General features: G+C 37.0%; 18 protein-coding genes. 10 read left to right on the top strand and 8 right to left on the bottom strand.

What is annotated here, in order from left to right; genetic code table 11:
* The first annotated feature begins 98 nt into the window (after positions 1-98).
* A complete protein-coding gene (locus tag BUC25_RS01580; protein ID WP_073199025.1) occupies positions 99-1,994 on the top strand; it encodes a PrkA family serine protein kinase in 1,896 nt (631 codons plus the stop codon).
* Positions 1,995-2,407: 413 nt separating this feature from the next.
* Here BUC25_RS01580 and BUC25_RS01575 read toward each other — a convergent pair whose 3' ends face one another.
* The 6 genes from BUC25_RS01575 to BUC25_RS01550 form a co-directional block, all read right to left on the bottom strand.
* On the bottom strand, positions 2,408-2,965 hold the full coding sequence (locus tag BUC25_RS01575) for a dihydrofolate reductase family protein (RefSeq protein WP_073199023.1): 558 nt from the start codon (positions 2,963-2,965) through the stop codon (positions 2,408-2,410).
* Positions 2,966-2,990: 25 nt separating this feature from the next.
* Positions 2,991-3,467 carry an SRPBCC family protein gene (locus BUC25_RS01570; protein ID WP_073199021.1) on the bottom strand — a complete coding sequence of 159 codons (477 nt, stop codon included), beginning with the start codon at positions 3,465-3,467 and terminating at the stop codon, positions 2,991-2,993.
* 33 nt (positions 3,468-3,500) lie between these two features.
* On the bottom strand, positions 3,501-3,941 hold the full coding sequence (locus BUC25_RS01565; protein ID WP_073199019.1) for an SRPBCC family protein: 441 nt from the start codon (positions 3,939-3,941) through the stop codon (positions 3,501-3,503).
* A 3-nt stretch (positions 3,942-3,944) separates the two neighbouring features.
* Entirely contained in the window at positions 3,945-4,454 is a 510-nt protein-coding gene (locus BUC25_RS01560; protein ID WP_073199018.1) for a MerR family transcriptional regulator, read from the bottom strand.
* 257 nt (positions 4,455-4,711) lie between these two features.
* Entirely contained in the window at positions 4,712-6,139 is a 1,428-nt protein-coding gene (gene panF / locus BUC25_RS01555) for a sodium/pantothenate symporter (RefSeq protein ID WP_073199015.1), read from the bottom strand.
* Positions 6,136-6,414: a YhdT family protein gene (locus BUC25_RS01550; protein ID WP_425292867.1), complete on the bottom strand. Its 279-nt coding sequence runs from the start codon at positions 6,412-6,414 to the stop codon at positions 6,136-6,138. The genes panF and BUC25_RS01550 overlap by 4 nt, the downstream gene beginning before the upstream one ends.
* Positions 6,415-6,852: 438 nt before the next feature.
* On the opposite strand from BUC25_RS01550, the gene BUC25_RS01545 reads away from it, so the two are divergent.
* The 6 genes from BUC25_RS01545 to BUC25_RS01515 all read left to right on the top strand — a co-directional run bounded on the left by BUC25_RS01545 (position 6,853) and on the right by BUC25_RS01515 (position 16,250).
* Entirely contained in the window at positions 6,853-9,660 is a 2,808-nt protein-coding gene (locus BUC25_RS01545; RefSeq protein WP_244535132.1) for a 2-oxoglutarate dehydrogenase E1 component, read from the top strand.
* A complete protein-coding gene (gene odhB / locus BUC25_RS01540) occupies positions 9,657-10,928 on the top strand; it encodes a 2-oxoglutarate dehydrogenase complex dihydrolipoyllysine-residue succinyltransferase (RefSeq protein ID WP_073199010.1) in 1,272 nt (423 codons plus the stop codon). The genes BUC25_RS01545 and odhB overlap by 4 nt, the downstream gene beginning before the upstream one ends.
* Before the next feature lie 471 nt (positions 10,929-11,399).
* A complete protein-coding gene (yhbH, locus tag BUC25_RS01530; protein ID WP_073199006.1) occupies positions 11,400-12,554 on the top strand; it encodes a sporulation protein YhbH in 1,155 nt (384 codons plus the stop codon).
* A gap of 301 nt (positions 12,555-12,855) precedes the next feature.
* Complete coding sequence (locus BUC25_RS01525) at positions 12,856-13,341, top strand: hypothetical protein (protein WP_073199004.1); 486 nt, start codon at positions 12,856-12,858, stop codon at positions 13,339-13,341.
* A 179-nt stretch (positions 13,342-13,520) separates the two neighbouring features.
* Positions 13,521-14,711 (top strand): NupC/NupG family nucleoside CNT transporter, encoded by a 1,191-nt coding sequence (locus tag BUC25_RS01520; protein WP_073199002.1) that lies wholly within the window; start codon positions 13,521-13,523, stop codon positions 14,709-14,711.
* Between the two features lie 114 nt (positions 14,712-14,825).
* The gene (locus tag BUC25_RS01515) at positions 14,826-16,250 is read left to right on the top strand and encodes an aldehyde dehydrogenase family protein (RefSeq protein WP_073199000.1); all 1,425 of its coding nucleotides are present in this window, start codon (positions 14,826-14,828) and stop codon (positions 16,248-16,250) included.
* 25 nt (positions 16,251-16,275) lie between these two features.
* Here the strand turns inward: BUC25_RS01515 and BUC25_RS01510 are convergent, their stop codons facing one another.
* Entirely contained in the window at positions 16,276-17,631 is a 1,356-nt protein-coding gene (locus tag BUC25_RS01510; protein WP_073198998.1) for an MATE family efflux transporter, read from the bottom strand.
* Positions 17,632-17,702: 71 nt separating this feature from the next.
* Here BUC25_RS01510 and BUC25_RS01505 point away from each other — a divergent pair, with 71 nt between their 5' ends.
* Positions 17,703-18,779, top strand: a complete 1,077-nt coding sequence (locus BUC25_RS01505) for an undecaprenyldiphospho-muramoylpentapeptide beta-N-acetylglucosaminyltransferase (RefSeq protein WP_073198996.1) — start codon at positions 17,703-17,705, stop codon at positions 18,777-18,779.
* A 78-nt stretch (positions 18,780-18,857) separates the two neighbouring features.
* Complete coding sequence (locus tag BUC25_RS01500; protein ID WP_073198995.1) at positions 18,858-19,688, top strand: aldo/keto reductase; 831 nt, start codon at positions 18,858-18,860, stop codon at positions 19,686-19,688.
* A gap of 245 nt (positions 19,689-19,933) precedes the next feature.
* On the opposite strand, the gene BUC25_RS01495 is transcribed toward BUC25_RS01500, so the two are convergent.
* On the bottom strand, positions 19,934-20,479 hold the full coding sequence (locus tag BUC25_RS01495; RefSeq protein ID WP_073198993.1) for a beta-class carbonic anhydrase: 546 nt from the start codon (positions 20,477-20,479) through the stop codon (positions 19,934-19,936).
* 121 nt (positions 20,480-20,600) lie between these two features.
* Here BUC25_RS01495 and BUC25_RS01490 point away from each other — a divergent pair, with 121 nt between their 5' ends.
* Positions 20,601-21,422, top strand: coding sequence for a S1C family serine protease (locus BUC25_RS01490; protein WP_073198991.1), 822 nt, complete (start codon positions 20,601-20,603; stop codon positions 21,420-21,422).
* The last annotated feature ends 94 nt before the right edge of the window (positions 21,423-21,516 follow it).

Here is a 21,516-nt window from a genome sequence, read left to right as displayed (position 1 = left end):
CACCGGTAGGAAATTTCTCATGATGAGAAATGGAACTTGTTAATTTACAACCATCATTATCATACGGATGGAAGTCTCACATATTGGGAGGTCAGTGTATGGATATTTTAAGAAAGGTGCAACAATATAGAACAACAAAGAATGCATTGAAGTGGGAAGGAACATTTTCTGAATACCTTGACTTATTAAAAGAAAAACCGTACCTTGCTCAATCTGCTCACTCTCGCATTTATCAAATGATTAAAGAGCAAGGTGTGACTGATGTAAATGGTGTACGCCAGTACTCTTTTTTTAGTGAAGAATTATTTGGTTTAGAAGAAGCTTTGGAAAAACTAGTCGAAGAATACTTTCATCCAGCCGCAAAAAGGTTAGATGTGAAAAAAAGGATATTATTACTAATGGGGCCAGTCAGTGGTGGCAAATCTACATTAGTAACTTTATTAAAAAGGGGACTTGAACAATATACCTTAACAGATAAAGGTGCGGTGTATGCGATTAAAAATTGTCCTATGCATGAAAATCCGCTACATCTCATTCCTGAACATCTTCGTGGAGATTTTGAAGAAGAGTATGGTATTAAAATCGAAGGGAGCCTCTCACCTCTAAATAGATTACGACTAGAAGAAGAATATGATGGAAAAATAGAAGATGTATTAGTGGAACGGATTTTCTTCTCTGAAGATAGACGCGTTGGTATCGGAACATTTAGTCCTTCTGACCCAAAGTCACAGGATATTGCAGATTTAACTGGATCGATTGATTTTTCTACCATTGCTGAATACGGGTCTGAGTCAGATCCACGAGCATATCGGTTTGATGGAGAATTGAATAAAGCCAATCGTGGGCTTATGGAATTTCAGGAAATGTTGAAATGTGATGAGAAATTTCTATGGCACTTGTTGTCCCTAACTCAGGAAGGTAATTTTAAAGCAGGAAGATTTGCATTGATATCTGCAGATGAAATGATCGTTGCTCATACGAATGAATCAGAATACCGCTCTTTTATTGCTAACAAAAAGAATGAAGCTTTGCATTCCAGAATGATCGTAATGCCTATTCCATACAATTTGAAATTGGATCAAGAAGAGCGGATATATAAGAAAATGATTGAAGAAAGTGATATTAAAGATGCACATATAGCACCGCACACGTTAAAAATTGCGGCAATGTTTACCGTTTTAACTCGCTTAAGAGAGTCGAAACAAAGTAACGTAAGTTTATTGAAAAAGCTATATTTATACAATGATCAGGATGTAGAAGGATTTAGTGATCAAGACGTGAGTGCTCTGAAAAAAGAATTCGCAGATGAGGGTATGACAGGTATTGATCCTCGCTATGTAATTAATCGGATTTCTTCAACAATTATTCGTAAAGAAATGCAATCTATTAACGCTCTTGATGTATTACGCTCTTTAAAGGATGGATTGGATGACCACCCATCCATTACTAAAGAACAAAAAGAAGACTATTTAGATTTTATTTCAGCGACACGGAAGGAATATGATGAGTTAGCGAAGAAAGAAGTGCAAAAAGCCTTTGTTTATTCCTATGAGGAATCTGCTAAAACACTAATGAATAACTATCTAGATAATGTCGAGGCATTTTGTAATAAAACAAAATTGGAAGATCCTTTGACAGGTGAAGAGATGCATCCCGATGAAAAGCTAATGCGTTCGATAGAAGAACAAATCGGGATTTCAGAAAATGCTAAAAAAGCATTTCGTGAGGAAATCTTAATTCGGATCTCTGCTTATGCTAGAAAAGGGAAAAAGTTTGAATATCAATCACATGAAAGATTACGTGAAGCGATCCAGAAGAAATTATTCGCGGATTTAAAGGATGTTGTAAAAATTACTACTTCAACGAAAACCCCTGATGAACAACAATTGAAAAAGATGAATGAAGTAGTTGCAACATTGGTGGAGGAGTATGAATATACTACGCAATCTGCCAATGATTTATTACGATATGTCGGAAGTCTGTTAAATCGTTAAACTTCATCAATAATGACAACTGACATAGGATTATTGACAAAAGTATTGAGATGAGTGCTAATCCAACGCTACGGAAAAACACTCCCTTTCCGGGGGCACGGCTGAAGCTAACTTTGGGAAAGAAGACCACTTTCCAAAGTTAGCTTCAGCTCGTGCTGTTCCCCCAGGAGTGTCGCATTTTTCCTCCGCTTTGTTAGATATTTGTTCAAGTAAGAATAAATATGCTGTGACATCAACATTCTAGCTGTTTCTAAAATTGGAGAACGCTATTAAAGCGTAGTCCATTTACGTAGACTCCTGTGGGAACAGCGTCTTCCGAAGACCCCACAGGCAGTGATTTTCTGCCGAGGAGGCTGAGGTGACGCCCGCGGAAAGCGAAGTAAATGGACGGAGCTTTTGCCTAGCATTCATTTTCATAGTGTGTTTTGACGGATTATCTTATACCAGATTTCCACCTGCTGTTTAGTCTCTATGGTTCGCAATTTGACCAAATTTATTTCAAGGTTTTCTAAATGCTCAAAAAGTCGTAACCCATTGCCAAGCAATATAGGAGCAATCGTTATTTGTAATTCATCAGCAAGGTTAGCTTTAAGCAATTGTTGACCAACTTGTCCTCCCATAACTGCAACATCTTTACCTTTAGCAGCTATTTTGGCTTGATTAATAGCACTTTCAATGCCATCATTTACAAAAGTAACCGTCAGCTTGTCGTTTTCTTTTGGATGTTTTTTAGGTGGATTGTTTGTTAGAACGAACATTGGTACTTGAAACTTATATGAGTCGGCGTAAGAATCGGTATCTCCACTTGCATTAAAACTGTTACGTCCCATCACAATTGCCCCGGTATTATTCAACATTTCGGCTAGCTCTTCATTAGGTTCAAATGTTTCAAAAAGACGATCAAAATGACCATTTCGATCATTGACGAATCCATCAACAGATAAAGTCATACCAAAATAAACTTTTGACATGTTTCTCCATTAAATCAATTAAGACTTAAGTCATGCTTGCTAATTGTGCCTCCAATCGGTCAAGGTTTTGTTCATTTGCTTGAACGACGAACTTCTCAACTTTCTTGCATTCTTCCACTGAATCGAAGGTCATTCGCCAAATTAGTTTCGTTTTCCTATCAATTTCAGATAAGGAAATGGTTAAAAGAAACTCGTGAACAGGCTCAAGGTGGCGAAGTACAATTTGTTCAGGTTCAATTACTTCCAAGATAATGCTCTTATTTTCGTAATCAACGCCATCAGGTCCATGCATAACGTAATGCCAGGTTTCCCCTGGTTGTAAATTAAATGCATAAAATGTATTTGAAAAACCTTTTGGCCCCCACCATTGAGCTAATATATTGGGGTCTTTAAATGCATGAAATATTTGTTTTCGAGAAGTGTTCAAAATGCGAGTGTTAATTATTTCGCGTTCTGAAATCACTTCAGATGAATACTGTTTATCAGAATCTTCAAATGCCATTGATCTCACTCCTCTTGTTTGAAACATTTTTTTTTACTTTTGATTAAATATATCACCTAAGTGATCTAGTAAAATATTTGTTCCGTGTTCACGATGTTCAACTGTATCTTGTCCGTCAAGAAAAACACCTTGCTCAGTAAACGTAAGCTGTGTTCCTGAATCAGTATCCTTAAACTCCACTGTTGTAACGGACACTGAAATCCTTGTTTCTTCGAGGTCCATGGCATAGGTGTAAACGATTCGTTGATTGGTAACGATTTCCTGATAAATCGCTTCAAAGGTGAAAACAGGCCCTTCAGGTGGTCCACCTTTGTTCTTTTCAATGCCACCAACTCGAAATTCAAACACGTCAGCCTTAGGAAACCATTTCGCTTTAGATTCTGGATCAGACCAAGCAGCGAACACTTCCTTTGGTGAAGCATCATAGCTTTTTTCAATAACAAAAGTATCGTGTGTTGCAATCCGTTTATTCAAGAATTATTTCTCCTCTCTGTGTTTAAGTGAATGTGAATGGTTTAAGTGGTTTTCAAGCTCGTCAAAATAGTTCTCCATATTTGCTCGTCTTTCTGAAAAGTACGTCTTATGCCGAGTTCTCATCATATTTAATAAATTAGTGAAATCCATAACCGTAAGTGGCATTTCCATCATCATTAAGGTCGAGACATTTTGTAATTCCTTTAGTAGCATCTGTTGAGTTCTAATATTATCTTTTAGCTGTGCGATTTGAAGTGAGACAATTTCGTGTGGGTTGTATTCGTCATCTGATAAAATAGATTTAATTTTATTAAGTGGTAATCCAAGGTTCTTTAATGCAAGAATTTGTTGCAGGTGTAAAATATCAGATTCATTATATAGTCTATATCCTGCACTAGAATAATCAGATGGAGAGTACAATCCAATTTGATCATAATACCTTAACGTTCGAATGGTTAATCCAGTTAGATTAGCAAGCTCACCTATTTTCCAAAATTTTTTATCTGTGATCATCATCCCCTCATTTCGCGCGATAAATTTTACCGGTGATTTCAATATAAACGGTTACGTCACGTAAGGGTCAAGCTATAATTGAAATTTATTCCATTGTAGCCTGGTATGAATTTTCGGTCAAAGAATGAAGCACAGTGTATATGGGAAATATTAATAGACAAATAGATCCGAACGATTTACAAACAGTGGAGGGGTCCGTAAATCGTTCGGATGATTCAATAGTACTTATTAATTGTTAATCCCATCAATTGAATCCTTTACAATGTCGCCGATTGGGATAACTTACTTGCGCCAATATATGCTATTAGCGAAATGGCAAGTGACGATACCACTGCATGCATACCAAACGGATTTGGATAAAAGGCCTGTAAGAGGATATAAGATGTAAAACCAGTTATGATAGCCGCAATAGCGCCTTGTTTCGTTCCTTTATCCCAATAAATGCCCATCACAACAGGCCAAAGAAAGGCCGCTTCTAAACCGCCAATTGTATATAAATTTAACCAAATAATTAAGTCAGGTGGATTTACGGCAATTAAATAAACAATAATTCCTAATAGTGCTGTAATGGTCATACTTAATGTACGTACTTTTTTACGTGAAGCTTCTGGTTCTATGTAGTTGATGTAAATGTCTTTGACAATAGTGGAACTTACCAGCAAAAGTAAAGAATCGACGGTAGACATAATTGCTGCCAATGGTGCAGCTAAAACAATACCTGCCAACCAGGCTGGTAATACTTCCAATGCTATTAATGGAATAACTGTATCAGCTACTTCAATTCCTGGTAAAATAGGTCGAGCGAATACACCGATTAAGTGCATATTTAACATAATGATACCAACTACCAGCGTGCCAATAATTAAGGCACGATGAAAAGCTTTGGTATTTTGATAGGACATCGCCCTTATAACAATTTGCGGCAATGCAATTACGCCCACCCCAACTAAAATCCAGAAGGAAGAAACATACTGAGGTGAGAGTGAGCCATCTGCGCCATAGGGAGTAATTAGATTAGGATTTTCACTCTGTAAATCAGTCATGATCGAGGAGATTCCCCCACCAGATATTATAATCGACACTAGTAAAATAATAGTTCCGATCAACATAATACTTCCTTGTATGGAATCGGTTAGTGTAACGGCGCGAAACCCTCCGAATGTTACATAAATGATCACGGTTAATACGAAAATGAATAAAGCAGAATGATAGGATAGGCCAGTAATCGATTCAATTAAACGCCCACCACCAATCCATTGAGCGGCCATTGCCGAAAACAGAAAGATGATGATGCTGAAGGAAGATAATAAAACGACCCATTTCGATTGATAACGTTCTTTTAAAAAGTCAACCATTGTAATTGCCTTGTATTTCTTTGCCATGAGTGCAAACCGCTTACCAAGGATCATTAATGTGAAATATCCGGTAGCAACTTGAGTAATCGATAATAAAACCCAGCCTAACCCTTCATTATAAGCTACACCTGGTCCACCTATAAAACTACTGGCACTTCCGTACGTAGCTGTCATTGTCATGGCAAGTACAAACCCACCTAATCTTCGTCCACCCAGATAATAGTCTTCCAGAAATGAATGATTGGTGGAAGAGGTCCTGCTCACTAATAATCCAATTATAAAAATAAGACCTACAGTAACAAATAAAGTAATCGTTGCAATCATATTCATGTTTGATCAAACTCCTTTTCGTCAAGAGAGACATCTTTGAAGAGGAATTTGACTGTAACTAAAACAAGTATTGCCATTACAAAAACGCCTACGATACAGCTGTAGAAAAACCATGCTGGAAACCCAAAAATAAATTGATAGTCTTCTGGACTTTTATCTCCCAAGCCATATGCGAAAGCAAACCACCATATGAAATTAAATACAACTAGTATGATCCCGATCATCGCTTCTCGATTGGCTATTTGAAAAGGATTTTTATCTTTCACGTTGACAATCTCCTTTTTGAAAAAAATGGTGTGATAAAAGTAAATCATATTAATGTTATGATCGCAATATAAACAATTCGATTGGATATAAAAGCTACACTTTTATATGTAAATATCGACTAAATAAATGGGGTAAGCTTAAAATGAAAATCTCTTTCAAAAAGAATTCTTATAAACGATCATAATGTGTTTTTTAACGGATAAAATCTAGCTTTTAATCGCTTTTTTTATAGTAATTTAACTTTTTACAAAAGAAATTAAATAATCCCTACTTTTATGTTGTTTCCCTAGGTAAAATAGGTTATATTAATTGATGTAATGATTTATTGTTACAACATTTGGATGGGAGTTAAATTTAGCAGGAGAAAGTGACTTCTAATGGGGGTATAAGACGTGACACAGCAGGAATCCAGTGAGAGATTCTGGAAAAAATTTTACGGTCCCAATATGGGATACGTGCAAGAACAGTATGACCTGTATTTGGAAAGTGAGGACTCTGTAGATCCTTCCCTAAAAGCAATGTTTGATCAGTACGGAGCTCCAACAGAAATAATTAAAGGACAACAAGCAGAGGTAGGAAGCAGTAAAGGCTTTTCATCTGAAATAAGTGCAAAACAATTAACCTCAGCTATTAAGCTTGTTGAGGCTATTCGTCGTTATGGACATTTGAAAGCAAAGATTTACCCTGTAGGTTCTGGAATATCAAGTGATACAACACTTGTTGATCCAAAACATTACAACTTATCTAAAGGGGTTTTGGAAGCGATTCCGTCTGAATGGGTTTGGGATTCATCTGTTCAAGGCGTAGTCAATGCGCAACAGGTCATTGATTATTTAATGGATCAATATGCAGGAACAATTTCATTTGAATATGACCATGTAAACAATGACGATGAACGACTGTGGTTCCAAGAGAACATTGAGTCTGGGAAGTATCGTATTCCATTTTCAGAGGATGAGAAAAAAGAGTTGCTAGGAAAAATTGTCGATGTCGAAGGATTTGAGAATTTTCTAGCAAAGACCTTCGTCGCACAAAAACGTTTTTCTATTGAAGGTTTAGAAATGATGGTACCGATCTTAGACCGAATGGTTCAAAATTCCTTTTATGATGAAACAGAAGAAATATTAATGGGCATGGCTCACCGTGGAAGATTAAGTGTATTAACTTCTATTTTAGGGAAGCCATACGATAAATTATTTTCTGAGTTTCATCCTTCAGCAGATAAGGAATTAGTCCCGTCTTCACCTGGATCAAGAGCCATTACATATGGTTGGACAGGTGACGTTAAATACCATTTTGGTGCAAAAAGAGATGTAGGTGAAGAAAAACCATCACCAACAAAAATTACATTAGCACACAACCCTTCCCACCTTGAATTTGTAAATCCAGTGGTGGAAGGTTTTACAAGAGCAGCACAAGATTTTCGTTTTCAAAAAGGTAGTCCGGAGCAAAACCCTGAGAAAGCTTTTAGTATTCTCATTCATGGGGATGCTGCATTTATTGGGGAAGGCGTTGTAGCAGAGACGTTTAATTTAAGTGCATTACCTGGATATAGTACAGGAGGTACGTTGCATATAATTGCAAACAACCTTGTTGGATTTACGACAGGTCAACGTCAAGGTCGTTCCACAAGATATGCCAGTGATTTAGCTAAAGGGTTTGAAGTTCCAATTATCCATGTAAACGCTGATGATCCGGAAGCTTGTATTTCAGCAGCAATGTTGGCATACGATTATCGCAAAAAGTTCAGAAAAGATATCTTAATTGATTTAGTCGGTTATCGTCGCTACGGTCATAATGAAATGGACGAACCGAGAGCAACGCAACCTAAACTATATCAATCGATCGATAAACATCCTACATGTGCTACTGTTTATGCGAAGCGCTTGCAACAGGAAGGCGTTTTAAACGAAAATACTCATGAAGAAATGAAAGAAGCTGTTTTTAATAAATTACAAGGTATATATGATGAAATGACAGAAAGTGTAAATGAAAATCCGGAAGCAATGCCTGTTCCGCAAGCATTACGTCAAGGGTTAAGTGATATTGAAACGGCGGTGCCAAAGGATTTACTACTTTCTCTAAATAAAGGTTTATTGAAACGTCCTGAAGGTTTTCAATCCTTTAAGAAGCTCGAAAAGATATTATCTAAGCGACATAACACGTTTGAAAAAGAAGAAAAGGCGGATTGGGCAGTCGGCGAGGCGCTAGCATATGCTTCGATTCTTCAAGATGGCATTCCAATTCGTATTACAGGACAGGATTCTGAACGTGGAACTTTTGCCCATCGTCATTTAATGTTGCACGATGTTGATTCGAGTGACACGTATTGCCCGATGCATGGTCTAGATGAAGCAAAAGCCACTTTTGATATTCATAATAGTCCATTATCGGAGACTGCGGTATTAGGTTTTGAGTATGGATATAGTGTAAAGGCTCCAAAAACTCTAGTGATCTGGGAAGCGCAATTTGGCGATTTTGCCAATGCGGGTCAAGTTATTTTTGACCAATTCATCTCCTCAGCCCGTGCAAAATGGGATGAACGCTCTAATATGGTCATGCTGCTACCACACGGATATGAGGGGCAGGGTCCAGAACACTCGAGCGCGAGAGTGGAAAGATTCTTAACGATGGCAGCAGAAAATAACTGGATTGTAGCAAATGTAACGACAAGTGCACAATTTTTCCATTTAATTAGACGACAGGCAGCATTGGCGGATAGTGAGGCAGCACGTCCGTTAATCGTTTTAACACCTAAGAGTTTATTACGTAGTCCAAAAGTAGTTTCAAGTATCGAAGAATTTTCAAAAGGCAAATTTAATCCATTGATGCCTCAACCTGGCTTAGATCTAACTTCTACAAAAGCGAAACGATTACTAATAGGAACAGGGAAAGTTATGGTAGATATTGCTGAAAAAATGAGTGAGAGCCCGAAAAAATACGAAAACATACATGTGCTTAGATTAGAGCAGATTTATCCGTTCCCTGAAAAGCAGATTCAAGAAGTGATTGATGGCTGTAGTAATCTAGAAGAAATCGTATGGGTACAAGAAGAACCTCGTAATATGGGAGCCTGGAATTTTGTGAAAGAATTACTGTTTAGAATGATTGAAGACAGTCAATTAGAATTACATTATGAAGGTCGTCCAGAGCGTTCATCGCCATCTGTCGGAGATTCACATATTCATAAGGCGGAACAAAGTCGCATCGTAAAAAGAGCAGTAGAGTTGTCTGAAGGAGGAGAATCCAAATGAAGGAAATAAAAGTCCCAGAATTAGCAGAATCCATTACGGAAGGTACGATAGCGGAATGGTTAGTTAGTGAGGGTGATTCCGTCGAGAAAGGTGATCCCATCTGTGAACTGGAAACAGATAAAGTAAATGTGGAAGTAAATGCTGATTACTCAGGTGTGATCACTGAGTTTGTCAAAGGTGAAGGTGATGATGTTGAAGTAGGCGAAGTCATCGCAAAAATTGATGAAAATGGTGAAGCAGGAAGTAGTTCTTCATCTGAATCAAACACGGAAGAAGAAGTAACAGAGGAACCAGAAAAAGAAACACCGAAAAAAGAAGAACCAGCTGCTAAGAAACAAATAGAACCGAAAAAAGCAGGCGAACAACAAAAAGTAGTCGCATCTCCAGCGGCGAGAAAACGAGCACGTGAGCTAGGGATTGATTTAAATGAGATCACACCTAGTGACCCATTAGGTCGTATTCGTCCTGAAGATGTCGAGCATTCTGCGAAATCGTCTAAAGAACAACCAAAGCAAACGAAATCAGACAAAAAAGCGGATTCTTCTAATGAAAAGCAAGAATTTGATAAGCCGGTAGAACGAGAAAAAATGTCCCGTCGACGTCAAACAATTGCAAGTAAGCTTGTAGAATCACAACATAATGCTGCCATGCTTACTACTTTTAATGAAGTTGATATGACAGCAGTAATGAGTTTACGTAGTGAACGTAAAGAAAAGTTTGCAGAGAAACATGGTATTAAATTAGGATTTATGTCTTTCTTTACAAAAGCAGTTGTTAGTGCATTGAAAGACTTCCCTTATTTAAATGCTGAGATTCAAGAAAAAGAAATTATCAAAAAGAAATTCTATGATATTGGTATTGCCGTATCTACTGACGACGGTTTAGTTGTACCAGTTGTTCGTGATGCAGATCGATTAGATTTCGCAGGAATTGAATCTGAAATCGCTGAATTAGGAACAAAAGCAAAAAATAAAGAATTACAACTTAGTGATTTACAAGGTGGATCTTTTACAATTACCAATGGAGGGATATTTGGATCACTTCTATCCACACCTATTATAAATTCACCACAAGTTGGTATTCTTGGTATGCACACGATCCAAAAGCGACCTGTAGCAATGCCAGATGATTCGATTGAAGTTCGACCAATGATGTATATTGCACTTTCATATGATCATCGTATCGTAGACGGAAAAGAAGCTGTACAATTCCTAGTACGTATCAAACAATTACTAGAAGATCCATATGATTTATTACTAGAAGGTTAATACTTAAGCACTCACCTAATTCATTAGGTGAGTGTTTTTTTTGGACAAGATCGTGGAGGGGATTCTTAGAAAGATGTCTAACGGACAAAAAAACACGAAAAGGCGAAAAGTTGTCCATGAGAAAGGATCTTACGTACAAAAAACACGAAAAGGCGAAAAGCTGTACATAAGAAAGGATCTTACGGACAAAAAGCAGGAAAAGACGGAAAAGTGTCCATGAGAAAGGATCTTACGGACAAAAAGCAGGAAAAGACGGAAAAGTGTCCATGAGAAAGGATCTTACGGACAAAAAACACGAAAAGGTGAAAAAGTGTCCGTAAGAAAGGATCTGAGCTTCATAGCTAAAACTCCCATGAGCAAAAGTATGACGAAAGATTCCGGAAGTCTTACTTAATAAAATTTCTGGCAAAAATGCTTAATCATTCTTTGCTTCATTGCATACAATAAATATACAAGCGGAGGTGGGATTGGATGACAGATACGAACTTTGTAATTGCTGAAGAAGATTGGTCCCTCCATCGAAAAGGGTTTGATGATCAGAAACGACATCAGGATAAAATTAAAGAAGTAATTAAAAAGAAGTTACCAGATATCGTAAGCGAAGAAAATATCATTATGTCACGAGGGAAGGAAATTATTCGTATCCCTATACGTTCTCTAGATGAATATAAGATCCGTTACAGTCAATCCAAAAACAAACACGTTGGTCAAGGGGATGGTGAAAGCAAAATAGGCGATGTGGTAGCTGAAGACCCTCAACAATCAAAGAAAAGTCAACAAGGTGAGAAAGCCGGTAATCAACCTGGAGTTGATTATTATGAAGCAGAAGTAGATTTCGAGACAGTGGAAGAAACCTTTTTTTCACAATTAGAATTGCCCAATTTGATGGAGAAAGAACAAGATAATATAACGATTACAGACGTAGAATTCCGAGATATTCGCAAAAAAGGCCTAACTGGCAATATTGATAAAAAACGAACAATGCTTGCATCTTTCAGAAGAAATGCATTAGAAGGAAAGCCATCTTTCGCTCCCATTTACCCGGATGATTTACGATATAAAACATGGGATAATATTGAAAAACCTGAATCAAAAGCGGTTGTATTAGCGATGATGGATACAAGTGGTTCAATGGGTCAGTTTGAAAAGTATGTAGCAAGAAGTTTTTACTTTTGGATGGTTCGCTTTTTACGAAAAAAATATCAAACGGTCGATGTTGAATTTATAGCTCATCACACAGAAGCAAAAATAGTCGATGAAGAGTCGTTTTTTACCAAAGGAGAAAGCGGTGGAACAATATGTTCTTCTGCTTATCGAAAAGCATTAGAATTAGTTGACGAAAAATATCCGGCAAGTCAATACAACATTTATCCGTTTCACTTCTCTGATGGAGATAATCTAACTTCTGATAATAGAAGGTCTTTAGAAGCTGTATACCAATTATTAGAAAGCGCAAGTATGTTTTGTTATGGAGAAGTTAACCAATATAATCGTTACTCCACTTTAATGCAAGCTTTTAAAGAAATTGATCATCCACGATTTAAACAATATGTATTACGTAATAAAGAAGATGTGTTTTATGCCATGAAGCATTTCTTTCATAAAAGTAACGTCGATGCTAAATAGTATCGACGTTTTCTATTGTGTAAGAATTATAAAAGGGAGTACAATAGTACTAATAAAGTTATAGGTGAGTAAATATTTTTTGAAAAATTGTGATAGAGTGTCGCTATTTTTGAAACTTTTTAGTTGCATATATCGTCTAATAGTATACGAAGTATTTATCTCGGTGCAAACGTCCGTAATTCCCACAATTTATGGTTCAAGATTCGACAAAAAACGGAAGCTGACTAAGTTAAGCTAGCAATTAGTGGCAGTTTTAAAACTCCTACTGATGGAAGTCTCACTTTATTGGAGGAAGATATATATGAGGTTTTTTCAGCAAGTAATCACAGCCATTATGTTTGTTTTGGTTTGTACAGGTTGTAACACCCAATCTGCTGTCCCAGAGGGTTTTCATTCCTATGAAAAAAATGAAATAGAAGAGGCTGTCGAAGTTTTAGATTTTAACCCGGAATTACCATCCTTCATTCCGGTACTTGCTGAAATTCTTGTCACAGATCGTTTTCAAATAGAGGAAAATGGACTGGATGCATTTGATATTACCATGTTCACAAATGAAAATGATATATTCTCAATTCAATTCATCAATGGTGAAATGGAGGAACAAAAGGACTATAATCAAATTCGAATTTCAGATGATATAAAAGGGTACTACCAGAACCAATCCTATTCACAAACCTTGAAATGGATGAAAAATGGTATTACTTATCAATTAATTTATCGTCCCAGCAAAAAATCCTTAACTAAAGAGAAGTTAGTAGAAGTTGCTAAGTCATTTCAATCAACGTAGTTTATCAAAATGCCAACTGTTTGTAGTGATTTTTACTAAAAAACAGTGTGAATAAAACTACTGTTTGTATTGTCATCTTAAACACTCATAATGGTTCATACTCCTTCTAAATATGTGATTATTTCTGCCAGTGATTGGGTATGGTAGAAGTAATAACGTTTTTATAAGGAGGAAAATCTGTGGGTATTTTGTTAGGACTTTTAGCCATAATTATTGCACTAGCCATAGCATATGCAATGTCGAATGATCGGAAAAATGTAAACTTCACTGGGGTCGGAATTATGTTACTGGCACAAGTGTTAACGACTTGGTTTATGTTTATGACACCTATTGGTGAAGCAATAATTAATTTCATTTCTGACGTTTTTAATAAACTAATCGAATTTGGATCAGAAGGTGTTGCCTTTGTATTAGGTGGGCTTACTGTAGAAGAGAATGCTTCTGTATTCTTCTTTAATGTCTTGTTGATCATTATTTTCTTCTCTACCATCTTGTCTGTTCTTACGTACCTGAAGGTTTTACCATTTATTATTAAATACATTGGCTGGGGTATTTCTAAAATAACTGGCTTACCAAAAGTCGAATCTTTTAATGCGGTAAATAGTATGTTTTTTGGTCAATCCGAAGCAATAATTGCAATAAAATCACAATTTCGACATTTAAATAATAACCGTTTATACATTGTCAGTGCTTCTGCAATGGGATCGGTCTCTGCTTCGATAATCGGGGCATATATTCAAATGCTACCTGCACAGTATGTGTTAGTGGCAATACCTTTAAATATGTTTAGTTCTCTCATCATTGCATCAATTATCGCTCCTGTAAATGTTCCTAAGGAAGACGATGAGGTGGATGTGAAAAATGTATCTGATGCAAATAGTTTCTTTGAAGCAATGGGTAATGGTGCATTAGATGGTGGTAAAATAGCACTTATCGTTGCATCCATGTTAATTGCTTTTATCGCTTCACTTGAATTAGTCAACTGGGTTATTTCCTCTATTTTTGCAGGAACGACCCTGCAGGAAATTTTAGGATATGTACTTGCGCCAATTGGATTTTTAATGGGGATAGCGCCTGGCGAATTGATACAAGCTGGCGGTATAATGGGTACCAAAATAATTACGAATGAATTTGTAGCGATGATTGAGTTGGAATCGGTAATGGGCGAATTCTCTGATAAAACGGTTGGGGTAGTGTCCGTATTTCTTACGAGTTTTGCTAACTTTTCTTCGATTGGTATTATTGCAGGTACTGTTCAAGGGATTGATAGTGAAAAAGGAGCGTCTGTATCCAAGTTTGGTATGAAGCTATTAATCGGTGCCACCTTAGGTTCCATTCTATCTGCAACAATGGCAGGGTTGTTTCTGTAAAATGAAAAATTAATTACTAGAGAAGTCTTATAACATAAGGCTTCTCTTTTTAAAAGGTTTAAGTTAGTAACTAGGTGGAATAACAAAAGTAGAATAAAAATAGAGGTGTTAATTATGAATAACTATAAACTTTTTATAGATGGAAATTGGATTAATTCAAATGGATCGCTAGAGGTATTAGATAAATATTCTCAAGAAGTGTATGCACAAGTTGCAAAGGCGAATGAAGAAACAGTAGATCAAGCTATATCAGGTGCTTGGCATGCCTTTGAACGAGACAAACTATCGCCTTTTGAAAGATATCAAATCTTACACAAAGCATCACAATTAATCATAGAACAAAAAGACGAGTTAGCCAATATTATTACGAAAGAAGCCGGAAAACCTTTAAAACAAGCAAGAACGGAAATTGACCGTTCGGCACAGACCTTTTTGGTAGCAGCAGAAGAAGCAAAAAGGATTCATGGTGAAGGAGTTCCAGTTGAAGCTGCTCCAGGGTCTGAAAATAGAATGGCTTTTACAATAAAGGTGCCAGTGGGTGTAGTAGGGGCAATTAGTCCTTTCAATTTTCCTTTAAACTTAGTGGCACACAAAATAGCACCAGCGTTGGCAGCTGGTAATGCCGTTGTTTTAAAACCTGCTAGTAAAACGCCGATATCATCTTTGAAGCTTGCAGAGATTTTAGACAAAGCTGGACTACCGAAAGGCTTACTTCAAGTTGTGGTAGGTTCTGGTTCAACTGTTGGTAATCAGATGATGAAAGATGAACGAATCGCTGTTTATACCTTTACCGGTAGTGCCGAAGTTGGTCTGAAGCTAAAGCAGGAAACAGGGTTGAAACGTTTGATCCTTGAACTAGGAAACAATTCACCTGTTATCGTTGATAAAGAAGCAAACGTTAATTTAGCGGCAAAAACGTTAGCGGCACAGTCGTTTGCTTTTGCAGGGCAAGTTTGTATTTCCGTTCAACGGATCTATGTTCATGAGTCGATAAAAGATACATTTATGGAAAAGTTAACGAAGCAAATCTCCGCTTTGAAAATAGGAGATCCATCCGATCCTGAAACAGACGTTGGGCCCATGATTTCAGAAGAAGAAGCGAAACGAGCAGAAAAGTGGATTCAAGAAGCAGTAAGTGATGGTGCGACTATTGCTCATGGAGGAAAACGTAAAGGCGCATTGTTGGAACCAACCATTATCACTGATGTAACAAAAGAGATGCGTGTCGTATGTGAGGAGATTTTTGCACCAGTAGCTAGTGTTATCAGCTATAATGATTTAGATGAGTGTATAAAAGAAATAAATCAATCGGATTATGGTTTGCAAGGTGGTATTTTTACACAAAATATTGATACGGCCTATTATGCTGCTAAACGAGTCGAAGTTGGAGGATTTATGATCAATGATGGCTCACAATATCGTGTCGATTTAATGCCATATGGTGGTGTTAAAGACAGTGGAAGTGGAAAAGAAGGACCAAAATATTCAATCGAGGAAATGACAGAAGAACGACTGATTGTAATGAATTTAAAGGAGTAGCGATACCGCTACTCCTTTAGTGTTACTAAGAAAATTTATTAATCATTTTCTTTTGTAGATATTGCATTCGTCCAAATAAGGTAATCGCACCTGCAGATAGTCCCACAATTAATCCCAACCAATAACCAAATGCATCTAAGCTTGTATAATTAGCCAAAATCCAGCCACTAGGCAGACCGATTAACCAATAGGAAAATAGCGACATCCAAAAGGTAATATTAACATCTTTGTATCCACGAAGGATTCCTTGAACAGGAGCACCAAATGCATCAGCAAATTGAAAGAAAATCGCATAGAACAAAAATTGCTTTGTTAATGAGATCACTTCAGGATTTTCGCTATATAAGCGTGCTACCTGATCATCGAAAATGTAAAGGATCGCACCTGCTACAAATGCGATCATAACTCCAGACAAGATTCCTAAGTAAGAATAGGCTTTAGCATCTATAAATCGTTTTGCACCTACCTCAAATCCAACTGATATGGTTAGAGTCATCGCTATACTTAAAGGTATCATGTATAAGAAGGATGCGAAGTTAATGGCTGCTTGGTGTGCTGCGATTGTATTGGTACTATACACACTTAACATAAAAGTGACCGCAGAAAAAATGCTGACTTCGAAAAAGATGGAAAATCCAATTGGAATCCCTAATCGTAACTGGCTGAGCCATTCTTTTAGAGCAGGCTTCAAAAAGTTTCTGAAAATCCGATGTTCCCGGAATGGACGGACATAATGAACAATCCAAATTGATAATAGAAAGTTAATCACAAAAGTTAATGCTGAAGCGATTCCCGCCCCAATTCCACCGAATGCAGGCAAACCTAACTTCCCGAAAATAAATATATAATTAAACAGTATATTAAGTGGTAAGGAAATAAGAATGATTGCCATTGAGATTCGAGTGTGACCCAGGCCATCAATATAGGAACGCAATAAATTATAAATAAAAAATGGAATCATTCCTAAACCGATCGTAATAATATAATACTTTGCCACATGACGAACCCGGTCTTCCAAATCCATCATCGATAAAATAGGATCAATAAGAAACGCGCCTACAATACTTACTACTACACCGAGCGCTATTGATAAATACATCCCTTGCTGCACCGTGAAGGGGATTTTGTCTGCTTCTTTAGCTCCTGTAAGTTGTGCTACAATGGGAGACATCGCCATTAATATACCAACAACACCCATTTGAACGGGCACCCATAAACTCGAACCAATCGCAACGCCGGCTAGATCAGCTGCACCAGCTTTTCCTGACATAATCGTGTCAAAGAAGTTCATCGCATACATACTTACTTGCGTGATGAGAATAGGTATAAGTATAATCATAAAGAGTCGTATTTTTTCTTGTAACGTTTTCGTTGGATACATAACCGTACTTCCTTTTCATAGATAGTAGAAGGATTATAACATAAAAACCGCAAATAGAGAGGAAGATTATCTTGAAAGATAAACAAATAATTTTTACTGGAGGAGGAACTGCTGGACATGTGATGGTTAACCTTGCAATCATACCAGAGTTCCTCAATGAAGGTTGGTCGATTGATTATATTGGGTCGAAAGATGGTATCGAGAAAGAATTAATTGAATCGATAGAAGGTGTCACCTACCATCCAATATCAACCGGCAAACTAAGACGTTATTTTTCTAAGGAAAATTTTAAAGATCCATTTAAGGTGCTCAAAGGAACATGGCAAGCTCACCGTATTATCGGCAAAAAGAAGCCTGCTGTTATTTTCTCAAAAGGCGGATTTGTTTCGGTTCCAGTTCTGGTGGCAGCGCGATTAAAGGGCGTTCCTGCTGTTATTCATGAATCCGATTATACACCAGGTCTTGCCAACAAACTGGCGATTCCTTTTGCAAAAAAAGTACTCGCAACGTTCCCTGAAACCTTAAAATATTTACCAGAAGAAAAAGCTGAATGGATAGGGGCTGTTGTACGGGAAGAACTATTTACAGGTATACGTGAAAGAGGGTTTCAGTTAACAGGTTTTAACGGTTCAAAAAACGTGTTACTTATAATGGGGGGAAGTGCAGGGTCACAAAAGATTAACCAAGCTATTCGTGAAGGGCTGGAGCAATTATTACAAGACTTTCAAATTGTACATATTTGTGGGAAGGATAATATTGATGAACAATATACACAACCTGGGTATGTCCAGTATGAATATGTGCAAGAGGAGTTAAAGGACTTGTTAGCAATAACCGATATAGTATCTTCTCGAGCTGGTGCAAATGCAATCTTTGAATTTTTAGCATTAAATAAGCCAATGTTGCTAATACCGTTATCCAGAAACGCTAGCCGTGGGGATCAAATTGTTAATGCAGAATCATTTAAAAAACAAGGTTACGCTCACGTGTTAGAAGAAGAACAATTAACAACAGATTCATTAATAGAAGCTCTGCAAAAGTTGAGAAAAGAGAAATTAGCCATAAAAGATAGAATGAACAATTATCGATCAAGTGAGGCAAAAGAAAAAGTTATTGATATTATAAAAAAGCAAGCTGAAAATGACTAAGCATTTTTCTTTCTAGTAGAGTAAGTTTTTAATAAAATAGGGATGTACTTGATAACAAACTAAGGAGGCGTTTCTGAAATGAGCTTAACTTCAACTTTGAAATTGAACAATGGTACAGAAATTCCACAAGTCGGACTAGGTGTTTACAAGGCAGAGCCAGGTGATGAAGTGTATCATGCGGTGAAGTCTGCTTTGGAACTAGGGTATCGCCATATTGATACAGCATCCTTATATGGTAATGAAGAGGGTGTTGGACAAGCGATAAAAGATAGTAATGTGCCACGTAAAGACATTTTTGTTACAACAAAAGTGTGGAACGATGAGCAAGGATACGACGAAACAAAGGCAGCTTTTAAGCGAAGTTTAGAACGTCTACAAATGGATTATGTGGATTTATATCTCGTTCACTGGCCTGTGCCAGGTAAATTCATTGAAACGTACAAAGCGTTAGAAGATATTTACCGGGATGGAAAAGCGAAAGCAATTGGTGTAAGTAATTTTGAACCACATCATTTGGAGGAGCTATTAAAAGTAGCAGAAATTAAACCAGTTGCCAATCAAGTAGAATTACATCCACAATTACAACAAAAGGCAGTAAGAGATTTTTGTGAAAAGCACGATATCAAAGTGGAAGCATGGGCTCCATTAGGCAAAGCTCGCTATTTTGATCATCCGGTATTACAAGAGCTTGCTGCAAAACATAATAAGAAACCGTCGCAAGTAATTGTTCGTTGGCAATATCAAAGTGGTATTATTACCATACCAAAATCTGTTCATCAAGAACGTCAGCAAGAGAATGTAGATATATTCGATTTTGAATTGACTACTGAGGATATGGACAAAATGGCCAGCATGGATGAAAACAAACGAATCGGACCCCATCCAGATGAATTCGATTACGGTGTATAAATAAAAAACAGGCAAATTCTTTGGAATTTGTCTGTTTTTATTACGAGTAACATGTTGTGTGTAAAATTCTCCTTTACAGGATAAAACCTGCTGTTGACGGGATAACCCTCTCGCTTCACGGGATAATAAATGTGCTTGGCAGGATATGGAGACTTATCCAGTGAAGAAAGTACTTTATCCCGTGAAGACAATCGATTATCCCGTCTACAATACTACATATCCCGTCAAGGGAATTTATCATTCATTTAGTATCCTTTTTTGACCAGGTCTAATTTTCCTGTTTCTGGGTCGATTACTAATCCGTGTACTGGAATATCCTCTGGTAATAGTGGATGATTCTCGATGATTCGTACCGATTGTTCGACATTTGCGGTCACATCATCAAAACCTGTTAACCATTCTTTTGGATCCTTATCCAGGCTATTAATTGCCGTTTGATCGATACCCTTGTCCTTCATCAACCCAACGAATTCTTCCGTATTAAACCCATTCATTCCACAACCGTGGTGAGCAATTACAATTACTTCATCCGCTTGTAAAGCATGGATGGCAACGAGTATACTCTTCATCGTACTGTCATAAGGATCATTTAAAATCGCACCGGCATTTTTAACCATTTTAACATCGCCGTTTTTTAAATTTAAAGCATTAGGTAGTAATTCAATTAAGCGTGTATCCATACAAGTGAAAATTACCGCTCTCTTGTTAGGAAACTTATCTGTTTCAAATACCTCATACCCTCTTTCTTCGACAAATTGCTTATTATAATCTAGGATTTCATCTAATAACATTTTTTACACTCCTTTTAAAGTCTTACTACTAATATAAAAGAAGTTTGCTATTCCTTCAATTAAAATACTTTTGAAACATGCTATAATAGAATTAGAATAGGTCGATATGGTGAGGTGTGACATGCGAGATACTGATGAAAAGAAAGAATGGGATATTATAGATGAGGATCTTTACGAAGAAATAGAACCTGAAGAAATGTATGAGCTTGTTCAATTGGAAAAACAAAAACTTAAAGAGAAAGAAATGCGTGAAGAGGATGAAAGAAAGAAACGACCTTTTCCAAAATGGGCCATTTGGTCGATTGCGATCGCGATGTTTATTCAAGTGATTGCAATACTTCCACAAACTTTTTCGATACCTGCCATTGAATTTATAAAAACGTCCGCACAATTAATGCAAAATGAAACAGTTCAAGATTATCGGCAAGCTGTAGTCGTAATAGAGGGTGCGGATAATAAAGGTACAGGATTTTCCATTTCAGATGATGGCTATATCATCACGAATTATCATGTCATTGAAGATCAGTCGAAAATCACCGTAGCATTCAAAGAACAAGGCTTGTTTAATGGTGAAGTAGTCGAGGTTTATCCGGAAATAGACTTGGCATTACTAGATGTGGAAGGAAAAAATTTACCTTATTTAACATTGGCTGATGAAAGCAAATCACCTCCAATAAATGATGTTTTTTTTATTGGTAATCCGTTACGTTTTAATGGAATAGCCAATCAAGGAGACTTAATAGGTATGACAGAGTTAAACAGTTGGGAACAACCAGTCTATATGTTAGATGCACCAGTTTATCGTGGTAATAGTGGGAGTCCTGTCATCGATCAAAACGGTGAGGTAATTGCTGTTGTATTTGCAACACAGAAGCAGGAGCAACATGGCCGGGTAGGTTTAGCTGTACCGATCGAATATTATCATGATGTTAACAGTCCTTAGAAGCTAAACAACAAACATCAAATAAAAAACGAAGTGGTGAATAGAAAAGATAGTCCTCCTAATGAAACACATACTTTATATAGAGCAATATGCT

This window comes from Gracilibacillus kekensis, assembly GCF_900143085.1.
GTDB lineage: Bacteria > Bacillota > Bacilli > Bacillales > Amphibacillaceae > Gracilibacillus > Gracilibacillus kekensis.
The sequence above is the reverse complement of the archived record's forward strand: the minus strand, read 5'-3'. Positions and strand labels throughout refer to the sequence as shown.